The organism is Streptomyces sp. NBC_00353, from assembly GCF_036108815.1.
Lineage (GTDB): Bacteria > Actinomycetota > Actinomycetes > Streptomycetales > Streptomycetaceae > Streptomyces.
The window spans coordinates 4,988,886-5,008,309 of record NZ_CP107985.1; the positions used below are offsets into that span (position 1 = coordinate 4,988,886).

General features: G+C 69.8%; 12 protein-coding genes, 1 tRNA gene and 2 pseudogenes. 9 read left to right on the forward strand and 6 right to left on the reverse strand.

Annotation, left to right across the window (positions count from 1 at the left end; translation table 11 throughout):
* Window positions 1–10 precede the first annotated feature (10 nt).
* The 3 genes from eccCa (at window position 11) to OHA88_RS22545 (ending at window position 7,022) form a co-directional block, all read left to right on the forward strand.
* Complete coding sequence (eccCa, locus tag OHA88_RS22535) at window positions 11–3,985, forward strand: type VII secretion protein EccCa (RefSeq protein WP_328626832.1); 3,975 nt, start codon at window positions 11–13, stop codon at window positions 3,983–3,985.
* A gap of 88 nt (window positions 3,986–4,073) precedes the next feature.
* Entirely contained in the window at window positions 4,074–5,492 is a 1,419-nt protein-coding gene (locus OHA88_RS22540; RefSeq protein WP_328626833.1) for a DUF6177 family protein, read from the forward strand.
* A 186-nt stretch (window positions 5,493–5,678) separates the two neighbouring features.
* A complete protein-coding gene (locus OHA88_RS22545) occupies window positions 5,679–7,022 on the forward strand; it encodes an esterase-like activity of phytase family protein (RefSeq protein ID WP_328626834.1) in 1,344 nt (447 codons plus the stop codon).
* Between the two features lie 322 nt (window positions 7,023–7,344).
* Here OHA88_RS22545 and OHA88_RS22550 read toward each other — a convergent pair whose 3' ends face one another.
* From OHA88_RS22550 to OHA88_RS22560, 3 genes are all read right to left on the reverse strand, one after another.
* Entirely contained in the window at window positions 7,345–8,487 is a 1,143-nt protein-coding gene (locus OHA88_RS22550; RefSeq protein ID WP_328626835.1) for a hypothetical protein, read from the reverse strand.
* Window positions 8,488–9,241: 754 nt separating this feature from the next.
* The gene (locus tag OHA88_RS22555; RefSeq protein ID WP_328626836.1) at window positions 9,242–10,258 is read right to left on the reverse strand and encodes a YncE family protein; all 1,017 of its coding nucleotides are present in this window, start codon (window positions 10,256–10,258) and stop codon (window positions 9,242–9,244) included.
* A 724-nt stretch (window positions 10,259–10,982) separates the two neighbouring features.
* On the reverse strand, window positions 10,983–11,747 hold the full coding sequence (locus OHA88_RS22560; RefSeq protein WP_328626837.1) for a hypothetical protein: 765 nt from the start codon (window positions 11,745–11,747) through the stop codon (window positions 10,983–10,985).
* A 210-nt stretch (window positions 11,748–11,957) separates the two neighbouring features.
* Between OHA88_RS22560 and OHA88_RS44650 the strand changes: the two genes are divergently transcribed.
* From OHA88_RS44650 to OHA88_RS22575, 3 genes and pseudogenes are all read left to right on the forward strand, one after another.
* Window positions 11,958–12,296, forward strand: a complete 339-nt coding sequence (locus tag OHA88_RS44650) for a hypothetical protein (protein WP_425898640.1) — start codon at window positions 11,958–11,960, stop codon at window positions 12,294–12,296.
* Window positions 12,297–12,670: 374 nt separating this feature from the next.
* A pseudogene (locus OHA88_RS22570) lies at window positions 12,671–12,788 on the forward strand (helix-turn-helix domain-containing protein); the annotation flags it as partial.
* Window positions 12,788–13,449, forward strand: a pseudogene (locus OHA88_RS22575) (tyrosine-type recombinase/integrase); the annotation flags it as partial. The pseudogenes OHA88_RS22570 and OHA88_RS22575, both read left to right, overlap by 1 nt.
* Window positions 13,450–13,497: 48 nt before the next feature.
* Here OHA88_RS22575 and OHA88_RS22580 read toward each other — a convergent pair.
* A tRNA-Thr gene (locus OHA88_RS22580) sits at window positions 13,498–13,571 on the reverse strand.
* 240 nt (window positions 13,572–13,811) lie between these two features.
* Between OHA88_RS22580 and OHA88_RS22585 the strand changes: the two genes are divergently transcribed.
* The 3 genes from OHA88_RS22585 (at window position 13,812) to OHA88_RS22595 (ending at window position 16,361) form a co-directional block, all read left to right on the forward strand.
* Entirely contained in the window at window positions 13,812–14,948 is a 1,137-nt protein-coding gene (locus tag OHA88_RS22585) for an ABC transporter ATP-binding protein (protein ID WP_267003535.1), read from the forward strand.
* Between the two features lie 235 nt (window positions 14,949–15,183).
* A complete protein-coding gene (locus tag OHA88_RS22590) occupies window positions 15,184–15,600 on the forward strand; it encodes a hypothetical protein (RefSeq protein ID WP_267003537.1) in 417 nt (138 codons plus the stop codon).
* A 35-nt stretch (window positions 15,601–15,635) separates the two neighbouring features.
* Window positions 15,636–16,361: a nucleotidyltransferase family protein gene (locus OHA88_RS22595; protein WP_267003539.1), complete on the forward strand. Its 726-nt coding sequence runs from the start codon at window positions 15,636–15,638 to the stop codon at window positions 16,359–16,361.
* 84 nt (window positions 16,362–16,445) lie between these two features.
* Here the strand turns inward: OHA88_RS22595 and OHA88_RS22600 are convergent, their stop codons facing one another.
* Window positions 16,446–18,038, reverse strand: a complete 1,593-nt coding sequence (locus OHA88_RS22600) for a DoxX family membrane protein (protein WP_328626838.1) — start codon at window positions 18,036–18,038, stop codon at window positions 16,446–16,448.
* Window positions 18,039–18,418: 380 nt separating this feature from the next.
* Entirely contained in the window at window positions 18,419–19,375 is a 957-nt protein-coding gene (gene rlmB / locus OHA88_RS22605; protein ID WP_030929505.1) for a 23S rRNA (guanosine(2251)-2'-O)-methyltransferase RlmB, read from the reverse strand.
* Window positions 19,376–19,424 lie beyond the last annotated feature (49 nt).

Sequence of the window (19,424 nt, forward strand, 5' to 3'; positions counted from 1 at the left end):
ACGGACGCCGATGAGTACCCGACTGATCCACCGCCCGGCGAGGACCACCCGGCCCGCGCCCCCCTCCGAGGCACGCACCATCGAGGCGCCGCCGAACCTCCCCGAGGGGAAGTCGGGCAACATCGCGATGTCGCTGCTGCCCGTCGCCGGTGTCATGTCGTCCGTCGTGATGATGACCGTCGTACGCAACAGTCAGTTCGCCGGGCTCGGCGCAATCATCCTCGTCGTCACCGTCATCGGCTCCGTCGCGCTCGTCTTCTCCCAGCGCGGCAAGGCCCAGCGCACCCGCCGCACCCAGCGCGAGGCCTATCTCGCCTATCTGGAGGACCTGCGCGAGGAACTCTCCGGCGAGGAACGCGAACGACGCGAACGCACCGAGATCCTCACGCCGCCGCCGGACGCCCTGTACGACATAGTCCGCGACCCGGCCCGGCTGTGGGAGCGCCGCCGCCTCGACGGCGACTTCCTGCGGGTCCGCGTCGGCACCGGCGAAATGCCCGTACGCGATCTGAAGGTCGCCCAGCAGGGCTCCTCGGTCCTCTCCCCGCCCGACCGCTTCATGCTCAACGAGGCGTCGGCGCTGATGTCCCGGTTCCGCACCGGCACCGAACTCCCGCTCACCGTCCCGCTCGACCGCGTCGGCAACGTCAGCGTGATCGGGCCCCGCGAGGACTGCCTGCGCGTCGCCCGCGCCCTGCTCGTCCAGACCGCCGCCACCCACGCCCCCGACGACGTGGCGATGGCCCTCGCCGTACCCGGCGACCGGCTCGCCGACTGGGAGTGGGCCAAGTGGATGCCGCATCTGCTCGACCCCGAGCAGCTCGACGGCCCTGTCGCCGCCCGCCGTATCGCCCCGTCCGCACCCCAGCTCGCCCGGCAGATCGGAGCGGAGCTGCGCCGCCGCGCCTCGTACGCGGCCGAGGTGCGCCGCGGCCTGTCCGGCAAGGACGCCCTGTCCATGACGTCCCGTCTGCTCGTCGTCGCCGACGGGCACGGCGAGGACGCCGTGGACCTGCCCTGCCCCGACGACGCGGTGGGCCTGCGCGAGATGAGCGTCACGATGCTGCACCTGCTCGAACAGCGGGTACAGGAGCCCGGACACGTCGGCGTACGCATCACCGTCGACGGCGACCGGGTGGTCATCGAGGACCTGCGCGAACAGGAACCGATCAGCGCCCACGGCACCGTGGACGAGGTCAGCATCCCGTTCGCCGAGGGTCTGGCCCGGATGCTGGCACCGCTGCGGCTCGCCGCCGAGTCCCTCGTCGACGCCCCGCTGTCCGGACCCGTCGACTTCGCCGACCTGCTCGGCATCGACGACGTCGCGCAGCTCGACCTCGCACGCCTGTGGGCGCCGCGCGGCGAACGCTCCTTCCTGCGCGTGCCGATCGGTGTCAGCGACGCCCGCGAGCCGGTGCTCCTCGACCTCAAGGAGTCCTCCGAGCTCGGCATGGGCCCGCACGGCCTGTGCGTCGGCGCCACCGGTTCCGGAAAGTCGGAGCTGCTGCGCACCCTCGTCCTCGCCCTGGTCGCCACCCACCCGCCGGAGGACCTCGCGCTCGTCCTCGTCGACTACAAGGGCGGTGCGACGTTCGCACCGTTCGCCGACCTGCCGCACGTCGCCGGTGTCATCACCAACCTGGAGAACCAGGCCGGTCTCGTCGAGCGCGTCCACGCCTCGCTCGCCGGTGAGGTCAAGCGCCGCCAGCAGGTCCTCAAGGACGCGGGCAACGTCGCCGACATCGGTGACTACGCCGCCCTGCGTTCCGACAGGCGACCCGACCTGGACCCGCTGCCGCACCTGTTCGTCGTCATCGACGAGTTCGGCGAACTCCTCACCGCCAAGCCGGACTTCATCGACCTGTTCCTGTCCATCGGACGCATCGGCCGCTCCATCGGTGTGCACCTGCTGCTGTCCAGCCAGCGCATCGAGGGCGGCAAGCTCAAGGGCCTGGACACCTACCTCTCGTACCGGCTCGGCCTGCGCACCTTCTCCGCCGACGAGTCCCGCACGGTCCTGGACACCACGGACGCCTTCCACCTGCCGCCGCTGCCCGGCTTCGGCTACCTCAAGGTCGACACCAGCCACTACGAGCGTTTCAAGGCGAGCTACGTCTCCGGTGCCTACCGCGGCCCCGTACAGCGCGCGGAAGAGGTGGAGACCGGGCCGCTCGCCCTCGAGTACGAGGCGTTCAACACCCTCGCGAAGAAGGAGAGTTCCGGCGAGCAGGAGCCGACCGTACGGCGTCGCGAGACCGGGCCGACCGAGATGGGCGTCATCGTCGGACAGCTGGAGAACGCCGCCGGTCCCGTACGCCGCATCTGGCTGCCGCCGCTGCCCGACGCCATCGCCCTGGACAAGGTCGCCGGCCCGCTCGACGTCGGCCCGCGCGGCATGCAGCTGGCCAAGCGGAGCGGACCACTCCGAGTTCCGCTCGGTCTGCTCGACGACCCCACCAAACAGTGGCAGGGCCAGTGGTACCTGGACCTCACGGTCGCGGGCGGCCACGCCGCCGTCATCGGCGGCCCGCAGTCCGGCAAGACCACCCTGCTGCGCACACTCGCCCTGTCGATCGCACTGACCCACACCCCGCAGGAAGTCGGCGTCTACGGCCTCGACCTCGTCGGCGGCGGCCTCCAGGCACTGGCGGACCTGCCGCACGTCGGCGGCGTCGCAGGCCGCGCCGACCGCGAACGCGCCGGACGCACCGTCGAAGAAGTACGCAACGCACTCGCCGCCCGCGAGGAACTCTTCCGCGAACACGGCATCGACTCCGTCGAGCAGCTGCGCACCCTGCACGCCGCAGGCCGGCTGCCCCAGCTGGCCTCCGCCGAGATCGTGCTCATCATCGACGGCTTCGGCGCACTCCGCGACGACTTCGAGGAGCTCGACGACGCCGTCGTCGACATCCTCAAGCGCGGCGGCGGCTACGGCATCCATGTCGTCGCAGGCATGCTCCGCTGGAACGACGTCCGCATCGCCACCCAGTCGAACTTCGGCACCCGCGTCGAGCTGCGCCTCAACGACCCCAGCGAGTCCAGCATCGACCGCAAGCTCGCCCAGACCCTGTCGCCCGACGAGCCCGGCCGCATCCTCACCGACAGCAAACTCTTCGCACAGGTCGCGCTCCCCCGTACGGACGGGCTCCCCGACACGTCCGACCTCGGCGCCGTCCTGGAACGGACGGCCCGCACCGTCCGCGCCACCTGGAGCGGTGACGTCGCCCAGCCCGTACGGGTCCTGCCGCACGTCCTGGAACCGCATCTGCTGCCCGGCCCGGTCGCCGAGCCCAAGCGGGTACCGATCGGCCTGGACCAAACAGCCCTCGCACCCGTCCTGCTCGACCTGTTCCACCACGACCAGCACCTGCTGATCATGGGCGACAGCGAGTGCGGCAAGACGAACCTGCTCAAAACCGTCGCCGGCGGACTCATCGAGCGCTACAGCGAGGACGAGCTGGTATTCGCCGTCATGGACCCGCGGCGCGGACTGCGCGGCGCGATCCCCGAGGAGTTCCGCGGCGGCTACGCGTACAACGCCAAGATGTGCGCCGGCCTCGCCGCCGGCATCGCCACCGAGCTGGAGAAACGGCTGCCCGACGACAGCGCGGACACCGAGGACCTGGAGCCCGGCAGCTGGGGCAGCGGTCCACGGATCGTGGTCCTCGTCGACGACTACGACGTACTGACCACCGCAGGGCTCGCCCCGCTCGCCCCCTTCCTGCCGTACATCCCCTCCGCGGTCGACATCGGGCTCCACTTCGTCCTGACCCGCCGCGTCGCGGGCGCCTCGCGCGGCATGTACGAGCCGCTGATGCAGGGCCTGCGGGAGTCCGGCGCCTCCGCGATCCTCATGGCGGGCGACCGCAGCGAAGGCCAGCTGTTCCCCGGGGTGTACGCCACCCAGCAGCCGGCCGGCCGCGGCGTGCTCATCCGCAGAGGCCAGTCGAACCGACTGATCCAGACCGTGTACACCGCCGGGTGACTCCCCCGGGAACCGTCCCGCGCACGGCGCCCATCGGCGGAACCGCACCGACATCCACGCCCCGCACCACGAAGGACCGGACGACCACATGACCAAGGACGTCATCGCCCTCACCCGGAGAATGCCCGACCCGCTGACCGTGCTCGCCGGTCTGCTCTCCGGAGGCCCCGACAAGCTGGTGGAGACCGTGGGCGAGGACGCCGTCGTACGGCTCTGCGACGAGCAAGGCCGCCCCCTCGTCTCCGTCGAGGCACCGCTGCTCGTACAGGTCGCCGGCGAGGCCGAGCGGCTGCTCGGGGCGACCGCACCCGCCGTCCCGTTCTGGTGGACCGAAGCACGCGCCACCACCGGCGTCGAGGAGGCCGAGCGGCTCGCGGGCACCTTCGCGGCCCGCCTCATCACCCTCGCCGGGGGCTCCGCCTGGCCACCGGAGGCCGCGCGCTCCGTCGCCGTGGTGAAGACCGACGGCGTCAGCGTCGCACCCACGCCCGCCGCGGCCCAGCCCGCGATCGACGCGCTCACCGACAAGGTGGCCGTCGTCATCCAGGACCGGCCGGTGGTCGCCATGACCGCCTGGCTCTCCGACGCGTTCCGGGCCACCGCCGACGCCGAACTCGGCCTCCAGATCGTCACCTCCCCGGGCACCACGCTCTCCCCCGCCGTACGCAACAGCCTGACCGGCTGGCCGTCGCGCTGGGTCGTGCAGGACGAGCGGGACGGCTACTACGACGGCCTGTCCGGCGCCGTGCTGAGCTGGCAGAACGGCATGTTCGCAACGGTCGAGGCGGCCGACGCGACGCCCGACGACCCACGCACCCCGGTGGCCGCCTCCTTCAAGGAGTTCGCCGACACCGGCGAGCGCCAGCTCGCCATCTCGTTCCGCACCGTCCACCCCGCCGACGACCGGCTGGTGCTCGGCGGCGCCCTGGAATCGGTATGGCGCGAGCTCACCGGCAACCCTCCGGCGGGCTGGGGCACCGCCGAGCCCGCCAACCTGCCCTGGTCACTGCGCCAGCTCACCGATGTCGCCCACGACAGGTCGCCCGCGCCGACCTGGGTCGTGGTGGTCGGCGGCCCCGACCGGCCCGGCCTCGCCACGGTCCGCATCAGCCGCACGACAGGGGGCGTGGAGGAGGACGTCACCCTGGCGTTCGGCTACGGGGCCGGCGAGGAGCCACCGGTGGACGCCCTGCCCCGGGTGGCAGAAATCCTCGCCACCCGCCACCACCTGCAGTCGATGCTGATCCAGCTCCGCAAGGCCCGCCGCGACCTGGCGGTACCGCCCCGCTTCGAAGGTCCCGGCGTGCCGGTGGCGTTCGTGCTCGGCGCGGAGGAGGTCCGCGAGATGCCCGGCGACCGCGCCCGGCGCACCCCGCTGTCCGAGCCCCCGGTCCAGCTCGGCCCGAAGACCCGCCCCGCGCTGTACTACCCGCTGCCCGGCGACCCTTCGGATCTGTCCGGCTGGCAGGACTTCGAACGCCTGATGCGGCACCTGAAGGGCGCCTGACCGGTCTCCCCCAGGGCAACTCGCCCTGGGGCAGCGCACGCACGGCGACCACCCCGCCGTTCCGCGTTCCCCGCGATCCTTATCGACGGGGGCGCGACGCCCTCGCTTCACCGCTCTGCTGACGGATGTTCATCACCGGTGTCCAACCTGGCCCTTCACTGTTTCCAGTTGTGGAGGTACCCACACATGACTCGACGGGCCCGCCGCCGGATCGCCGTCGCGGCAGTCTCGGCACTTGCCGTTTCCCTGCTGCTGCCGGCCGCGGCTGACGCCACCACCCAGTCGGGACCCGAGCGGGGTGTCTCCGGAAAGGTCGTCCGCACGTCCACCCTTCCAGACATCCCGCTCGCCACCTTCTCCAACGCCCTGCTGCATCACTCGGTGGCCGACGACCACGGCGTCGAGCTGGGCGGCATCGGCAGCGACCTCTTCCCGGCCGGGCGACCCGGAGAGTTCTGGACCGTCACCGACCGCGGCCCCAACGGCCAGATCAAGATCGACGGTGCCAACCGGCGGACCTTCCCGGTCCCCGGCTTCGACCCCGCGATCGTCAAGGTCGAGGTCGAGGGCTCCAGGCTCGAGGTCCTCAAGGCGCTCCCGATCAGAACGCGCAGCGGCGCACCCGTGACCGGCCTGTCCAACCAGAGCAGCCGTGACGAGATCCCGTACACCTACGACGCCTCCACCCCGCTGGGGTTCAACCCCGCCGGGCTGGACACCGAAGGCATCGTGCGATCTCACGACGGCACGTTCTGGCTGGTCGACGAGTACGGCCCGTCGCTCGTCCACGTCTCGGCGACCGGCCGGGTGCTCACCCGGTACGTCCCCAAGGGCCTGGCCCTGAAGGGCGCCGACTACCCGGTGGTCGAGGGTCTTCCGTCGGTGTTCCTCACCCGCAAGGGCAACCGAGGATTCGAGGGCCTCGCCCAACTTCCCGGCGGGGACCTGGTCATCGCCCTGCAGAGCCCGCTGCTCAACCCCTCCAAGCAGGTCGGCGAGGCGTCGGGGACCACGCGTCTGCTGCGCTTCTCGCCCCGCCGGGGCACGGTCACGGCCGAGTACGCCTACGCCTTCGACCCGGTCGGCACGGTGGACCCGGGCGAGGACGACCCGACCGAGCTGAAGGTCTCCTCGGTGGTCGCGATCGGCCCGGACACCCTGCTGGTGCAGGAGCGCACGGACCGGGCCGCCCGTCTCCACCGGGTGGTGCTGCGGCGCGAGAACAACATCCTGGGCACCGCCTGGGACTCGACCGCCACCACCCCGTCGCTGGAGGCACTGCCGAACCCGGCGGCCGCGGGGGTGCCGGTGCTGTCGAAGAAGCTCGTCGTCGACCTCGACACGGTGCCCGGCGCGCCGAAGAAGATCGAGGGCGTCGCCGTCGTCGACCCGCGGACGATCGCGGTCATCAACGACAACGACTTCGGCATGACCGACGGTGCCGGGGCATTCGGTCCCGACGGCCGCCTCGTCGACAGCGGCGTGGAGACCACGCTGGTCCAGATCCGTCTGGACGCGCGGCTGCGCTGATTCCCCGGCCGCCGACAGCGGCCACGAGCGGTCCCGGCCTGCCCGTGTGCGGGCCGGGACCGTCCCGGCGTCACCGGCCGACACCGGGATGGAGGGGGCGCCGTTCCCGACCGCGGGTCCGTAGTGGCGTGCGTGGGGTGCGTGGGGTGCTCCCATCCCGTACGCCATCGACCCACGCCCGCTCCAGGTGTATGGGTCGACGACGGACGGGATGGGAGCTGGGGAAGGTGGCGGGTTGAGGAGGTGGCAAGGTCCAGCGATCACCTTCGTCACAGTGCGCTGGGGGGTGACCGGACGCCCGCCGGGTTTGAGGCGTGAGGGGTCAGCCGACGCAGCCGGTGACGATGACGGGGCTGCCGTCGCAGTTGGTGGGGATGTTGTGCCGGATCTCTGACCGGTTCACCGTGAACTGGGTGCTGGAGTACACCCCGCCCGGCGCGTCGGTGGAGGCGTTGTTGTTCACCTCACTGTGATCGAGCGTCACCGCACCACCTTGGTTGTAAATGCCGCCGGCCTGTGAAGTGCCCGATCCGTTGACGCTGTTGCGGTTGACCGAGCTGTCCCGCAGCACCAGAGTGCCGCCGGTTTCCTGGAAAATGCCGCCGCCCTTGCCGCTGGAGTCTCCAACGACGTTACCGGCGACCTCGGTCTTGATGAGCGTCACCGAGGCTCGACTCCAGATCCCGCCGCCGCTTGCACCCGTCGTGGTGTTGTTGAGGATCTTGCTGTTGATGAACCGCGCGGTGCCGCCGTCGAGATCGATCCCGCCGCCGTCATTGCCGCTGGTGTTGTTCTTCAGGGTCGTGTTGCGGTAAACCGAGTCACCACTCTCGTGATCGATGGCACCGCCATAAAAGCTGGCGTAGTTGCGGTCGAACACGACGCTGTCGGTGGTGACGTCGCCGTCCGACTGCAGGCCTCCGCCCATGAGGCCCGTGTTGTTGAAGGTGAACTCGCTGCGGGTGATGTACGCCTTGGCTCCTGACTCGACATCGACGCCGCCCCCCTCGTTGTCGGCGTGGTTGTTGTCGAGGGTGACCTTGTTGAGCTTCAGTTTGCCGGAGCCGTCGACGAGGATTCCTCCCCCCGTTGTGGGCGTGTTGCCGCCGCGGATCGTGAGGTCGTCGAGCCGCAGATCACCGGTGGAGGTGACGTGGAAGATGCGGAAGACACCGGCCGTCAGCCCGTCACGGACGATCGTGGAGCCCCGGCCCTCGATGGTGAGTTGCCTGTCGATGGGGGGCAGTCCGTCGGCGCCGGCGTAGGCCGTGGTCAGGTGGTAGGTGCAGTGGCGGGCGAGGACGAGCGTGGATCCCGCCGGCGCCGTGGCGAGCGCGGTGGTCAGCGCCGTGGTGTCGCACGGCACCGGGATACCCGATCCTGCCGCGTCGGCCGGTACCGCGCTCACGCCGTTGACCACGAGCGTGGCCAGGGCGGCGATGCCGGACAGTGTGGTGTACCGCATGGCTCTCCTTGAAGTGCAGGAACCGCCGGAGCACCGACGGCCCCTCGTCCGCCTCCCGGACACAGGGAGCAGCAATGCCCCCTCCCGCACCACTTCCGGCGAACCGCAACACCTCCTCACCCAGACACAGCAGCAAATACGACCAATCGGCTGAATCCATTGCCCGACAGGACTGCAAGACGATGACACTTCCCCATCACACCCTCCCGGCGAGCTCCGCAGGCAGGCAATGGGGAACGACATTCGAACGTCTCAGAGCAGACCTCGCTCGCGTACAGCAGCGAGGTACAGCAACCACAGCGCCCCTCCCCGTCCCGCAGCACCCGCCGGAGACCCTGAGGCCACCTGCATGACCGTCACTGACCGATCTCTGTAAGAGCTACGGATCAGAAGGCCGCGGCGAGGCGGCCCGATGTATATCGGGCGGCCGCCTCCACGTTCGTTCTGTGGCTGCTCAGGAGCAGCAGTCACAGCCGGCTGGCAGCCGCAGGTGTCGGTTTCTGAGAGGGGTAGGGCTGCTGCCGTTGGCCCCCCGTTTGGCCCCCGCGCCTCGGCCAATCATCGGTTTGGCTGGTGCACGCTTTCCAACTGTCCGCATGACCGTGCGGAGGTGTCCGTGGGGGTTCACGCGGCAGGTCAGACGGGGTGCGCGTACGGCGATGAACGGAGGTGTCCGTCAGCGCACTGGACAAAGACCAGGACAACGACACCTCGTGTCAGTCGTTCCTGCGTTTCGGGGGTTTGTTCGCTGTCATCAGTGATGGCCGGGCTTCTTCGGTTCCTCGGGCTTGTGGGGCTTGTGGTTTCTGCCATTCCCCGGGGTGATCGCTACAGCGGCCGGGCCGGCGCCGACAGGGACGGTGGCGACGACGGTGTTGGTGGTGGTGTCGATCACCTGCACATCGTTCGAGCTGCCGACGGCGACGTAGGCGCGTCGGCCGTACGGGGTGATCGCGACACCGCCCGTGACGAAGCCGCTGACGGGGATGGTGGCGACGACGGCGTTGGTGGCGGTGTCGATCACCGACACGTCGTTCGTGCCGTTGTTGGCGACGATGTAGGCGCGTCGGCCGTTCGGGGTGATCGCGACATCGTGCGGGTTGGTGCCGACGGGGATGGTGGCGACGACGGTGTTGGTGGTGGTGTCGATCACCGACACATTGCCCGAGCCGAAGTTGGTGACGTAGGCGCGTCGGCCGTTCGGGGTGATCGCGATACCGATCGGGAAGGTGCCGACCGGGACGGTGGCGACGACGGTGTTGGTGGTGGTGTCGATCACCGACACATTGCCCGAGCCGAAGTTGGTGACGTAGGCGCGTCGGCCGTTCGGGGTGATCGCGATACCGATCGGGAAGGTGCCGACCGGGACGGTGGCGACGACGGTGTTGGTGGTGGTGTCGATCACCGACACGCCCGAGAGGACGTTGGCGACGTAGGCGCGTCGGCCGTTCGGGGTGATCGCGATACCGATCGGGCCGGTGCCGACGGGGATGGTGGCTACGTCGGTGTTGGTGGTGGTGTCGATCACCGACACAGTGTTCGAAGTTCGGTTGGTGACGTAGGCGCGTCGGCCGTTCGGGGTGATCGCCACACCCTGCGGGCCGCTGCCGACGGGGACGGTGGCGACGACGGTATTGGTGGTGGTGTCGATCACCGACACATTGCCCGAGCCGAAGTTGGTGACGTACGCGTCAGGAGATGGGTCAGCCCAGGCCGGGGATGAGGAGACGGCCGGCAGGGCCAGTCCCGCCAGCACAGCCAGCCCCGCCACGCACGCCCGTAGCCACGCCCAGGGCCCGCTCCTATTCGGCCCCGGACCGCGACGTGCACGTTTACCTGCCGGGTCGGTCAGATGCATCGCTGTCTCCTTGCAACTGGCGCCACGGCCCTGCGACCCCGACAGGAAGGGGGCCGCTCTGGGGATCAGAAGAACCGTGAACTGGGGAAATCGAAACAGACGACATATAGGGCGAGTTTTGACGGGAAGTCAGCGAGGCGCGCCCGGCTGCGGCCGTAAGAGATCCAGGTGCAGCGCGCCACCGCACGAACGATCTCAACTCCAGGGACCGCCTCTGCTCGGCCCTGCCTGTGGAGGCGGTGGACGGGATAGGAGCTCTGATTCGATCCGTTCGGGGACGTCCAAGGCGCTTTCCAACTGTGCGAGTGGCCATCCGTGAGCGTTCATGGACGGCCACTCGGCAGATCAGAGAGGGCTGGCGTACGTCGGTGAACCAAGGCGGGCGTGAGCGAACTGGACAAGGAACAGGACAACGAGCGGCGGTGAAGGAAGACTTGTCCTGTGGGTGCTGGCCCAAGCTCGCTGTCAGTGTGGTGCTCTGCGGCCTTCTGATCCGTAGGCGGGTGCGCCGTTGAGGCTGGCCAGCCTCTCGCGGGAGAAGTCTTGCCCGTGAGCGGACACCAGTACGTGCGTGGGTGCCGATGTACACGGCCGTTGATGTCAGGCGCTGATACCAGGCCCGCCAGCACCGCGGACATCACTTCACCACGACGTTGTCCCCGGACGACGTCGACGGCCCGGTGGTGGTGTTGCCGTAGTACACCCACCGCCATGTACCCGTCTTGGAGGCCTTCACGGTCGTCCTGAGATCACCCGAGCCGTTCGCGTACACCTTCTTCACCGTGGTGTAGGAGGCGGCGCCGGCAGGCTTGAACTGCAGGCTCACCAGGCGGCCTCCGTAGGAGGCGTACTTCCTCGTCTCCCAGTTGGCCCGCGTGACCTTTCCGGTCACGGTGATGGTCCTGTCCTTGGACACCGGTTCGGGCGAGGCGTTGACGGTCAGGCGGGAGTTGCGCTTGACGTGGACCGTCAGACCCTCGTCGTCGGTGTCACCACCGCCGCCCTCGAAGGACACCTCGGCCCCGACCTTCCAGGCCCCGGCCTCGCTGTTGCGCATGGCCCATATGCTCGGGTCGAAGTACATCGTCTCGTTGATGTCGCAGACGCCCGAGCTCACCTTGATGCAGTCGCTCGTCTCGATGGCGTGCCACAGCCGATCACCCGCACCACCGCGGTACAGGAACACCGCCGGCCACTTCCAATTGTGAGTGGTCGCCATCCGGAAGGAGGCGGGCACCGCCACCTCCTTCGACACCCCGATCACAATCGGCTTGCCGCCGTTCACCTGGACACGGGTGAACGAGACCCCACCCTCGGCCGCCCCGGCCGGCACCGCGGACACGGCCGTGAACACCGCCGCCGCACCACCGGCCACGACGACTCTCCAGACCTGCTTCCCCACCTGATCCCCAATCTCCGTACGGAAAGGCACCAAAGGCTCATCCATCCAGCGCCTTACAGACAGCCGGCATCCACACGGGGTTGTACACCCGCGCATCACAATGGGGCATCAGACAATCCCCGCCGCTCCACCCCAGGCGGGTGCACAGAGAAAGTTCTACCGCGCCGCGCCGCCCTGGAAGCGACGGGCCGGCCGTACGTGATGGAGAACGTGGCCGGCTCCGACGTCCGCAAGGACATCCGCCTGTGCGGGGAACAGTTCGGCCTCGGGGTGCTGATGCACCGCTACTTCGAACTCGGTGGCTGGACCTTCCCCCAACCCGTCCACCCCCGCCACCGCGGCTACGTCCGGGGCTACCGCCACGGCATCTGGCGCGACGGCCCGTACGTCGCCGCGTACGGCGTCCTCTCCGACCGACTCAAGCGTCTCCAACCGACGCTGGCCGCCCGGGGCGTCCTTATCGACTCGGGCCGCACTAAGGCGGGCCGCTACCTCGAAATGACCCGCACGGTCGCCCCGCCGACCCACGCGCAGGCGCGGGCGTTCTGATCCGCGATCCGCACGCTCAAGCGAACAGCAGGAGGAGCACATGCTCTTCTTGCTGTTCGGCGGAACGCCGCCCAAGGTCGCGCCGCCCAGCGGCTCCTTCTTCGCTCTGTAAGGCGCACCGAAGTACTACAGGCAGCCCCTTCTTTGTCCTAAGAGGGAAGACGCTGCGTCACCTGCGTCACCCGGTGACGCAGCCGATGACGCACCGGTGACGCAGCCCTGATCCGCCGCGTCACCCAAAGCCGCAGGTCAGAGCCTTAAGTGACGCTGATGACGCGGTGACGCAGAAATCCGCACCTCGGACACACACGGCTCAAGGGCCCACGCCCAACTCCAATGCAAGGCAATGCCGAACTGCCCTGGAGGCACCCCGGATGAGCACCGCGATTGCCGCCCCCGTTTGACCGGCTCCTGTACAAGCCCGAAGAAGCGGCCGAGGCACTCGCCATCGGCCGCTCCACCGTCTACGAGCTGATGGCCGAAGGCTCCCTGCCTGCGGGGCGCGCCTTCACCGTTTCGAGCCCTGCCCGCCGGACTGTGCCACGCACAGGGGCTACAAGCGCGGTTGCCGAAGCCGTGCACGGCGACCTGCGTCAAACACGCGAGTATCTGCCCCGACCGCAAGGGCGGAGGTCTGGCCTTCACCCGCCCCAAGACCAAGAAGAGCACCAACCCAGTACCGATCCCACCCGCCTTCATTCCCTACCTGATCGCGCACAAGGCACAGCAGGACGAACTGCGGAAGGCGGCCGGCGAACTCTGGCAGGAGCACCAGGCCGTGTTCACCCGGCCCGACGGACGCCCCATCGCCCCCCGCGACGACTGGGGAGAGTTCAAGGAGCTACTGGCGGAGGCGGGCATCGCGGACCGCCGCCTCTACGACGGAAGCCGCCACACGACGGGAACGATCTTGAACGAGCTGGGGGTGGACATGCCCACGATCATGGAGATCCTGCGGCACACCCAGATCAGCCAGACGCGCCGCTACGTGAAGGGTCGCTCGCATCTCTCGAAGGACGCGATGCGCCGCATGGGAGACGCCTTCCTACCCGCCCCGGAACCGGCGCCTAGGCCCGCGACTGAGACCAGAACTGAGACTGGAGACCGCCGCGCGGCCCGCTCCCGCGCCCGCCGCCGCCGCCGCATCCGCTAAAAGACAAAAGCCCAGCTCAGACAGTGTCTGGGCTGGGCTTTCCGGCTGAGCCCCCTGTCGGATTCGAACCGACGACCTACGCATTACAAGTGCGTTGCTCTGGCCAGCTGAGCTAAGGAGGCAACGCGCACACCAAAGCCGCGCGCGCAAGTTCCCTCACTCTACACAGCGGCCCGCCTCCTGATCCACGAAGTTCTTCCGCGTCCGCGACCACCTGACCAGTGCGAGATATCCGTCCCTCTCGAACTACTGACAGATTCTTGATGGCCAGGTAGCGTCGCTAAGGGTTCACGCAAGTGGACCAGACCACTCCCTTACTCGGATCGTCCGGCACGTTCCTGCCGGTGGAGGAGAAGATCAGCATGGCCAGTGTCACGTTCGACAAGGCGTCCCGCGTCTACCCCGGCTCCACCAAGCCCGCCGTGGACCAGCTGGAGATCGACATCGCGGACGGTGAGTTCCTCGTCCTCGTCGGTCCTTCCGGTTGTGGCAAGTCGACCTCCCTGCGCATGCTCGCGGGTCTCGAGGACGTCAACGGCGGCGCGATCCGCATCGGTGACCGCGACGTCACGCACCTGCCGCCGAAGGACCGGGACATCGCCATGGTGTTCCAGAACTACGCGCTCTACCCGCACATGTCCGTCGCGGACAACATGGGCTTCGCGCTGAAGATCGCCGGTATCAACAAGACCGAGATCCGGGCGAAGGTCGAAGAGGCCGCCAAGATGCTCGACCTCACCGACTACCTGGACCGCAAGCCGAAGGCGCTCTCCGGTGGTCAGCGTCAGCGTGTCGCGATGGGCCGCGCCATTGTGCGTGAGCCGCAGGTCTTCCTCATGGACGAGCCGCTGTCGAACCTTGACGCCAAGCTCCGTGTCTCCACCCGTACGCAGATCGCTTCGCTCCAGCGCCGCCTCGGCATCACGACCGTGTACGTCACGCACGACCAGGTCGAGGCCCTGACCATGGGTGACCGCGTCGCGGTCCTCAAGGACGGTCTGCTGCAGCAGGTCGACTCGCCGCGCAACATGTACGACCGCCCGGCCAACCTCTTCGTCGCCGGCTTCATCGGCTCCCCGGCCATGAACCTGGTCGAGGTCCCGATCACCGACGGTGGCGTGAAGTTCGGCAACAGCGTCGTCCCGGTCTCCCGCGAGGCGCTCACCGCCGCCGCGGACAAGGGTGACACCACGGTCACGGTCGGCATCCGCCCGGAGCACTTCGACATCGTCGAGCACGGTGGCGCCGCCGCCAAGACGCTCTCCAAGGACAGCGCCGACGCCCCGGCCGGCCTGGCCGTCTCGGTCAACGTCGTCGAGGAGCTCGGCGCCGACGGCTTCGTCTACGGCTCCGCGCAGGTCGGCGGTGCGGACAAGGACCTCGTCGTCCGCGTCGGCGGCCGCGCCGTGCCGGAGAAGGGCACCAAGCTGCACGTCGTGCCGCGCCCGGACGAGCTGCACGTCTTCTCGACCTCGACGGGCGAGCGCCTCGTCGGCTGACATCGCGCACAACGCCGTACGACGGCCCCGCACCCCTCGTGGTGCGGGGCCGTTCGCGTATCCGGGCGCACGCCGAGGTTTGGGCGGGGAGACCCCGGCGACGCCGCCAAATACCCCGATACTTCGGTCATTTCACCGGCGGTCGTCAACACGGGATTCGAAAAGCACCCTCGAACCATCCCCCGCGAGAGTGACGAAATGTCGCCAAATCATCACTGCCCGCTACGCTCGCTGCGTGACCCACACCGCGCGCCGCATCGGCCGAACTCTCGCTCTTGTCCTGCCCGTCGTCATGGTCCTCTCCGGGACCCTCGCGGTCACCCGTGTGCCGTGGGCAGCGCACAACTCCGAGTCGCAGGTACTCACCGCGTCGGCGGAGACCGTATCGAAGAAGTCCGCCGTGGCGCGCGCCCCGCAGGACGTGCTGCGCGACCGGCTGCTCGTGGAACTCCGGGAGAAGGACCCGGGTACCGCGCTGACGGATCTCCAGCGGGCCGTCGAGGGACGTCCGTCGCTCGCCCGGCACTGCATGTCGATCGCCAGGGCGCTGGGCCGGGCCGCGGTCGAGCAGTACGGCCCTGTGCGGGCGCAGCGGTTCTCCCGTCCCGTCTGTGACACGTCCTTCGCCTCGGGTGTCGCGCAGTTCAGCTGACCGGTGCGGGACGGGCACGGCATATCGTGCCTGGCATGCATACGTATCCGACGCAGGCCGTGATCCTGGCGGGTGGCCAGGGGACCCGGCTGCGCCCGTACACCGATGACCGCCCCAAGCCGATGGTCGAGATCCCGGGCACCGGGACCCCGATCATCGGCCATCAGCTTTCCTGGCTGGCCGCCGAGGGCGTGACCGATGCCGTCGTGTCGTGCGGTCATTTTGCCGAGGTGCTCCAGGAGTGGCTGGCCGAGGCCGTGTTGCCGCTCCGGGTGACCACCGTGGTGGAGTCGGAGCCGCTCGGCCGTGGCGGCGGTCTCAAGTACGCCGCCGCCCGGCTGCCGGATCCTTCGGAGCCCTGGTACGCCACGAACGGCGACATCTGGACCCGTTTTTCACTGCGCGAGATGGCGGCGTTCCATGCGGAGCGCGATGCGACCGCCACGCTGGCCCTGGCCCGTCCGCGGATCCCTTGGGGTGCCGTGGAGACGGATGCGTTCGGGCACATCACCGACTTCATCGAGGCGCCGCCGTCGCCGTATCTGATCAACGCGGGTGTGTACGTCTTCTCGCCGACCTTCACGACGCTGCTGCCGGACCGGGGCGACCATGAGCGGACGACGTTCCCACGGCTGGCCCGTGAGCGTCGGCTGGCCGGGTATCCGTTGCCGCTGGGGGCGTACTGGCGGGCCATCGACACGGCGAAGGACCTCACGGAGGCGGCGCGGGAGCTGGACGTGGACGGCCCGCAGGCCCGCTGAGGCGGATCGAGGACGACGGATACGGAGGGGGCGGTCGCCGGGAACCCGGTGACCGCCCCCTCCGTGTCTGTCGGACGCCGGCCCTCAGCCGAGCAGGCCACCGATCGGATTGCGGCCGCCGCCCGACGTGCCGCCGGACGTCGAGCCCGTGGAGCCGCCGTCGGTCGAGCCGCCGCCGGTGGAGCCGCCGCCCGTGCCGGTGGAGCCGGACGAGGTCGGTCCGGAGCTGGTGGCCGGGGGCGGCTGCGGGGTCGTCCGCTGCGGGGGCTGCTGGCCGGTGCCCTGCGTCTGGCTGGGCTGTCCTGCGCCGGCGGCCTGGCCGGACTCGCGGACGGTGTCCGTACCGGGCGTGGACGCCTGCGCGGACGGGGTGGCGGAGCTGGACAGGGACGGTGACGGCTTCCGTCCGGCGGGGGTGTGCGATGCCTGGCCGCCGGTGGACTCCTGCGGGAGCGGGGTTCCCGGCAGCTGGTTGGTCGGGTTGCCGTCGGGGCCGGGCACGGTGACGACCCCGGAGGAGCGGACGGCGCCGCCGAGCATCGAGCCGACCAGAAGTGTGAGCCCGACGACGACGGTGGCGACGACTGCGCCGCGGCGCAGTACGCGGCGGCGCAGGTCCCAGATCGTGGAGCGCGGGCCGAGCCTGCGCCATGCCTCGCCGGCCAGCCGCCCGTCGACGGAGTAGACGGGGGCGCCCGCGATGATCAGCGGGCTCCAGGCGGCGAGGTAGATGATGTCCGGCGCGTCGTAGACGGCGACGGTGCGCCAGCTGACGGTGACCAGCAGCGTGGCGGAGAGCAGGGCGCCGACGGAGGCGGCGACCCGCTGCCACAGGCCGAGGACGGTGAGGACCCCGACGACGACCTGGAGGAAGGCGACGGTGAGCCCGGCGCCGACCGGGTGGGAGAGCGCGAAGTCCCGCAGTGGTTCGGCGAGCGCCCAAGGGTGCAGTGACGTCAGCCACTTGACCATGGAGCCGCGGTCGCCGCCGTCGAAGTACACGGGGTCGCAGAGCTTGCCCATGCCGGCGTAGATGGAGATGAAGCCGAGGAAGACCCGCATGGGGAGGAGTACGACCCCGAGGTTCATCCGGCGGCCGGGGTAGTACGCGTGCCGGACGGTGTCCGCGGCGTGGCGGTGTGGCCTGCTCCCGACGGTCTCGTCGAACTCGCCTTCCCCGTAGGGCTCTTCCGCGTACGGCCCCTGCTCGTACGGACCGGTGTCGACGGCGTCGTAGGCGCCGACCGCCTGCCGCATGGGCGGCAGCAGCGGGCCGTTGCCGGTGCGGCCGGGCTGGTGGGGTGCCGTGATGACGGGGTTCGGCTGGGTCTCGTCCAGGCGTGGGATGACCTGCGTGGCGCCCGTACCTCGTCCGTCGTCGAACTCGGAGCCGTACGAACCGTACGATCCGTACGAGTCGGCGGGGCGGCCCGCGGTGGAGTTCCGTACGGCCTGGAGGAGTCCGGTGGCGCCGGGGTCGCCGGGGGCGGACTTGCCGCTCCACACGACGGGCGAGCGCCTGCCGCGCCCCGCACCGGGGCCGCTCATGGCGGGGATCCTGACCGAACCCGCGGGAGCGGCACCACGCAGCCGTGCTTGCCGGCCGGGCGCGAGCTGCACCCGGAAGCTGGCGTGGTTGACGATGACCTGCGCAGGGTCGCAGTCCACCTTGGTCATACTCAGGGCGGGTAGTTCGTCGAACCGAGGCGTTCTGGTGTCCACACTCATCTAACCGAGTGATGTGTGTTTAGGACACTGCCTTGACGGACCCGATGTGTCCGAGGCCCGTCAACAGGTGGTGGCGGCTGCACCCTCCGTCGGCCGACGTCCGACCGGGTGCTTTTCCGTGGAGCGCTTACTCGCGTTACTGCGGCGGGCGTACGGGAATTGGCCCTCCCGCCCCGTCGGCGCGAGGAGCGCCTGCGATGACTTCCCCGGCCTGCGGTCTCCCGGCGCACCGGTTCGTTGCTGCTGGTCGGCCCTGCCGACGGTGCCACGCCGACCGTCGGGAGGCTCCGCCGACCGGTCCGGTCGGCCCGGACCGGTCACCCGGCGCGTCAGGCGCGGCGGCGTGCCGTCTCGTACAGCACGATGCCTGCCGCGACACCCGCGTTCAGCGACTCCGCGCCACCCGGCATCGGGATCCGCACCCGGTAGTCGCAGGTCTCGCCGACCAGGCGGCCCAGACCCTTGCCCTCGCTGCCGATCACGATGACGACGGGGCCGCCGAGGGCCTCCAGGTCCTGCACGGTGTGCTCGCCGTCCGCGGCGAGGCCGACGACCGTGATGCCGGCCTTCTGGTAGCCCTCCAGGGCGCGGGTCAGGTTCGTCACCCGGGAGACCGGCGTACGGGCCGCCGTGCCCGCCGAGGACTTCCAGGCGCCCGCCGTCATCCCGGCCGCGCGGCGCTCCGGCACGACCACGCCGTGGCCGCCGAACGCGGAGACGGAGCGGACGATCGCACCCAGGTTGCGCGGGTCGGTGACCCCGTCGAGCGCGACGATCAGCGGGTCCTCGCCGTTGTCGTACGCGGCGGCGGTGAGGTCCTCCGGGTGCGCGTACTCGTACGGCGGGACCTGGAGGACGAGGCCCTGGTGGTTCAGGCCGTTCGTCATCCGGTCGAGCTCCGGGCGCGGCGCCTCCATCAGGTTGATGTTGCCGCGCTGGCCGGCGAGCTGGAGCGCCTCGCGGACCCGCTCGTCGTTGTCGATGTACTGCTGGACGTAGAGAGTGGTCGCCGGGACGCCGTCGCGCAGCGCCTCGTAGACCGGGTTGCGGCCCACGACCATCTCGGACGTGCCCTTGGCGCCACCGCGCCGTGGGGCGGGCCGGCGGACTGCGGCCTGCCGGGCCTGGGCGTTCGCCACCCGGTTCTTCTTGTGTCCCTTGCGGGCGGAGGCGGGCGGCGTCGGTCCCTTGCCTTCGAGACCACGGCGTCGCTGGCCACCGCTGCCGACCTGCATGCCCTTCTTGTTGGACGTGCGGCGGTTCCTGCGCTGGCTGTTCCCGGCCATGACCTACCTGTTTCGTTGCTTCAGACGTGCGTACGTAATGAAAGTGTGC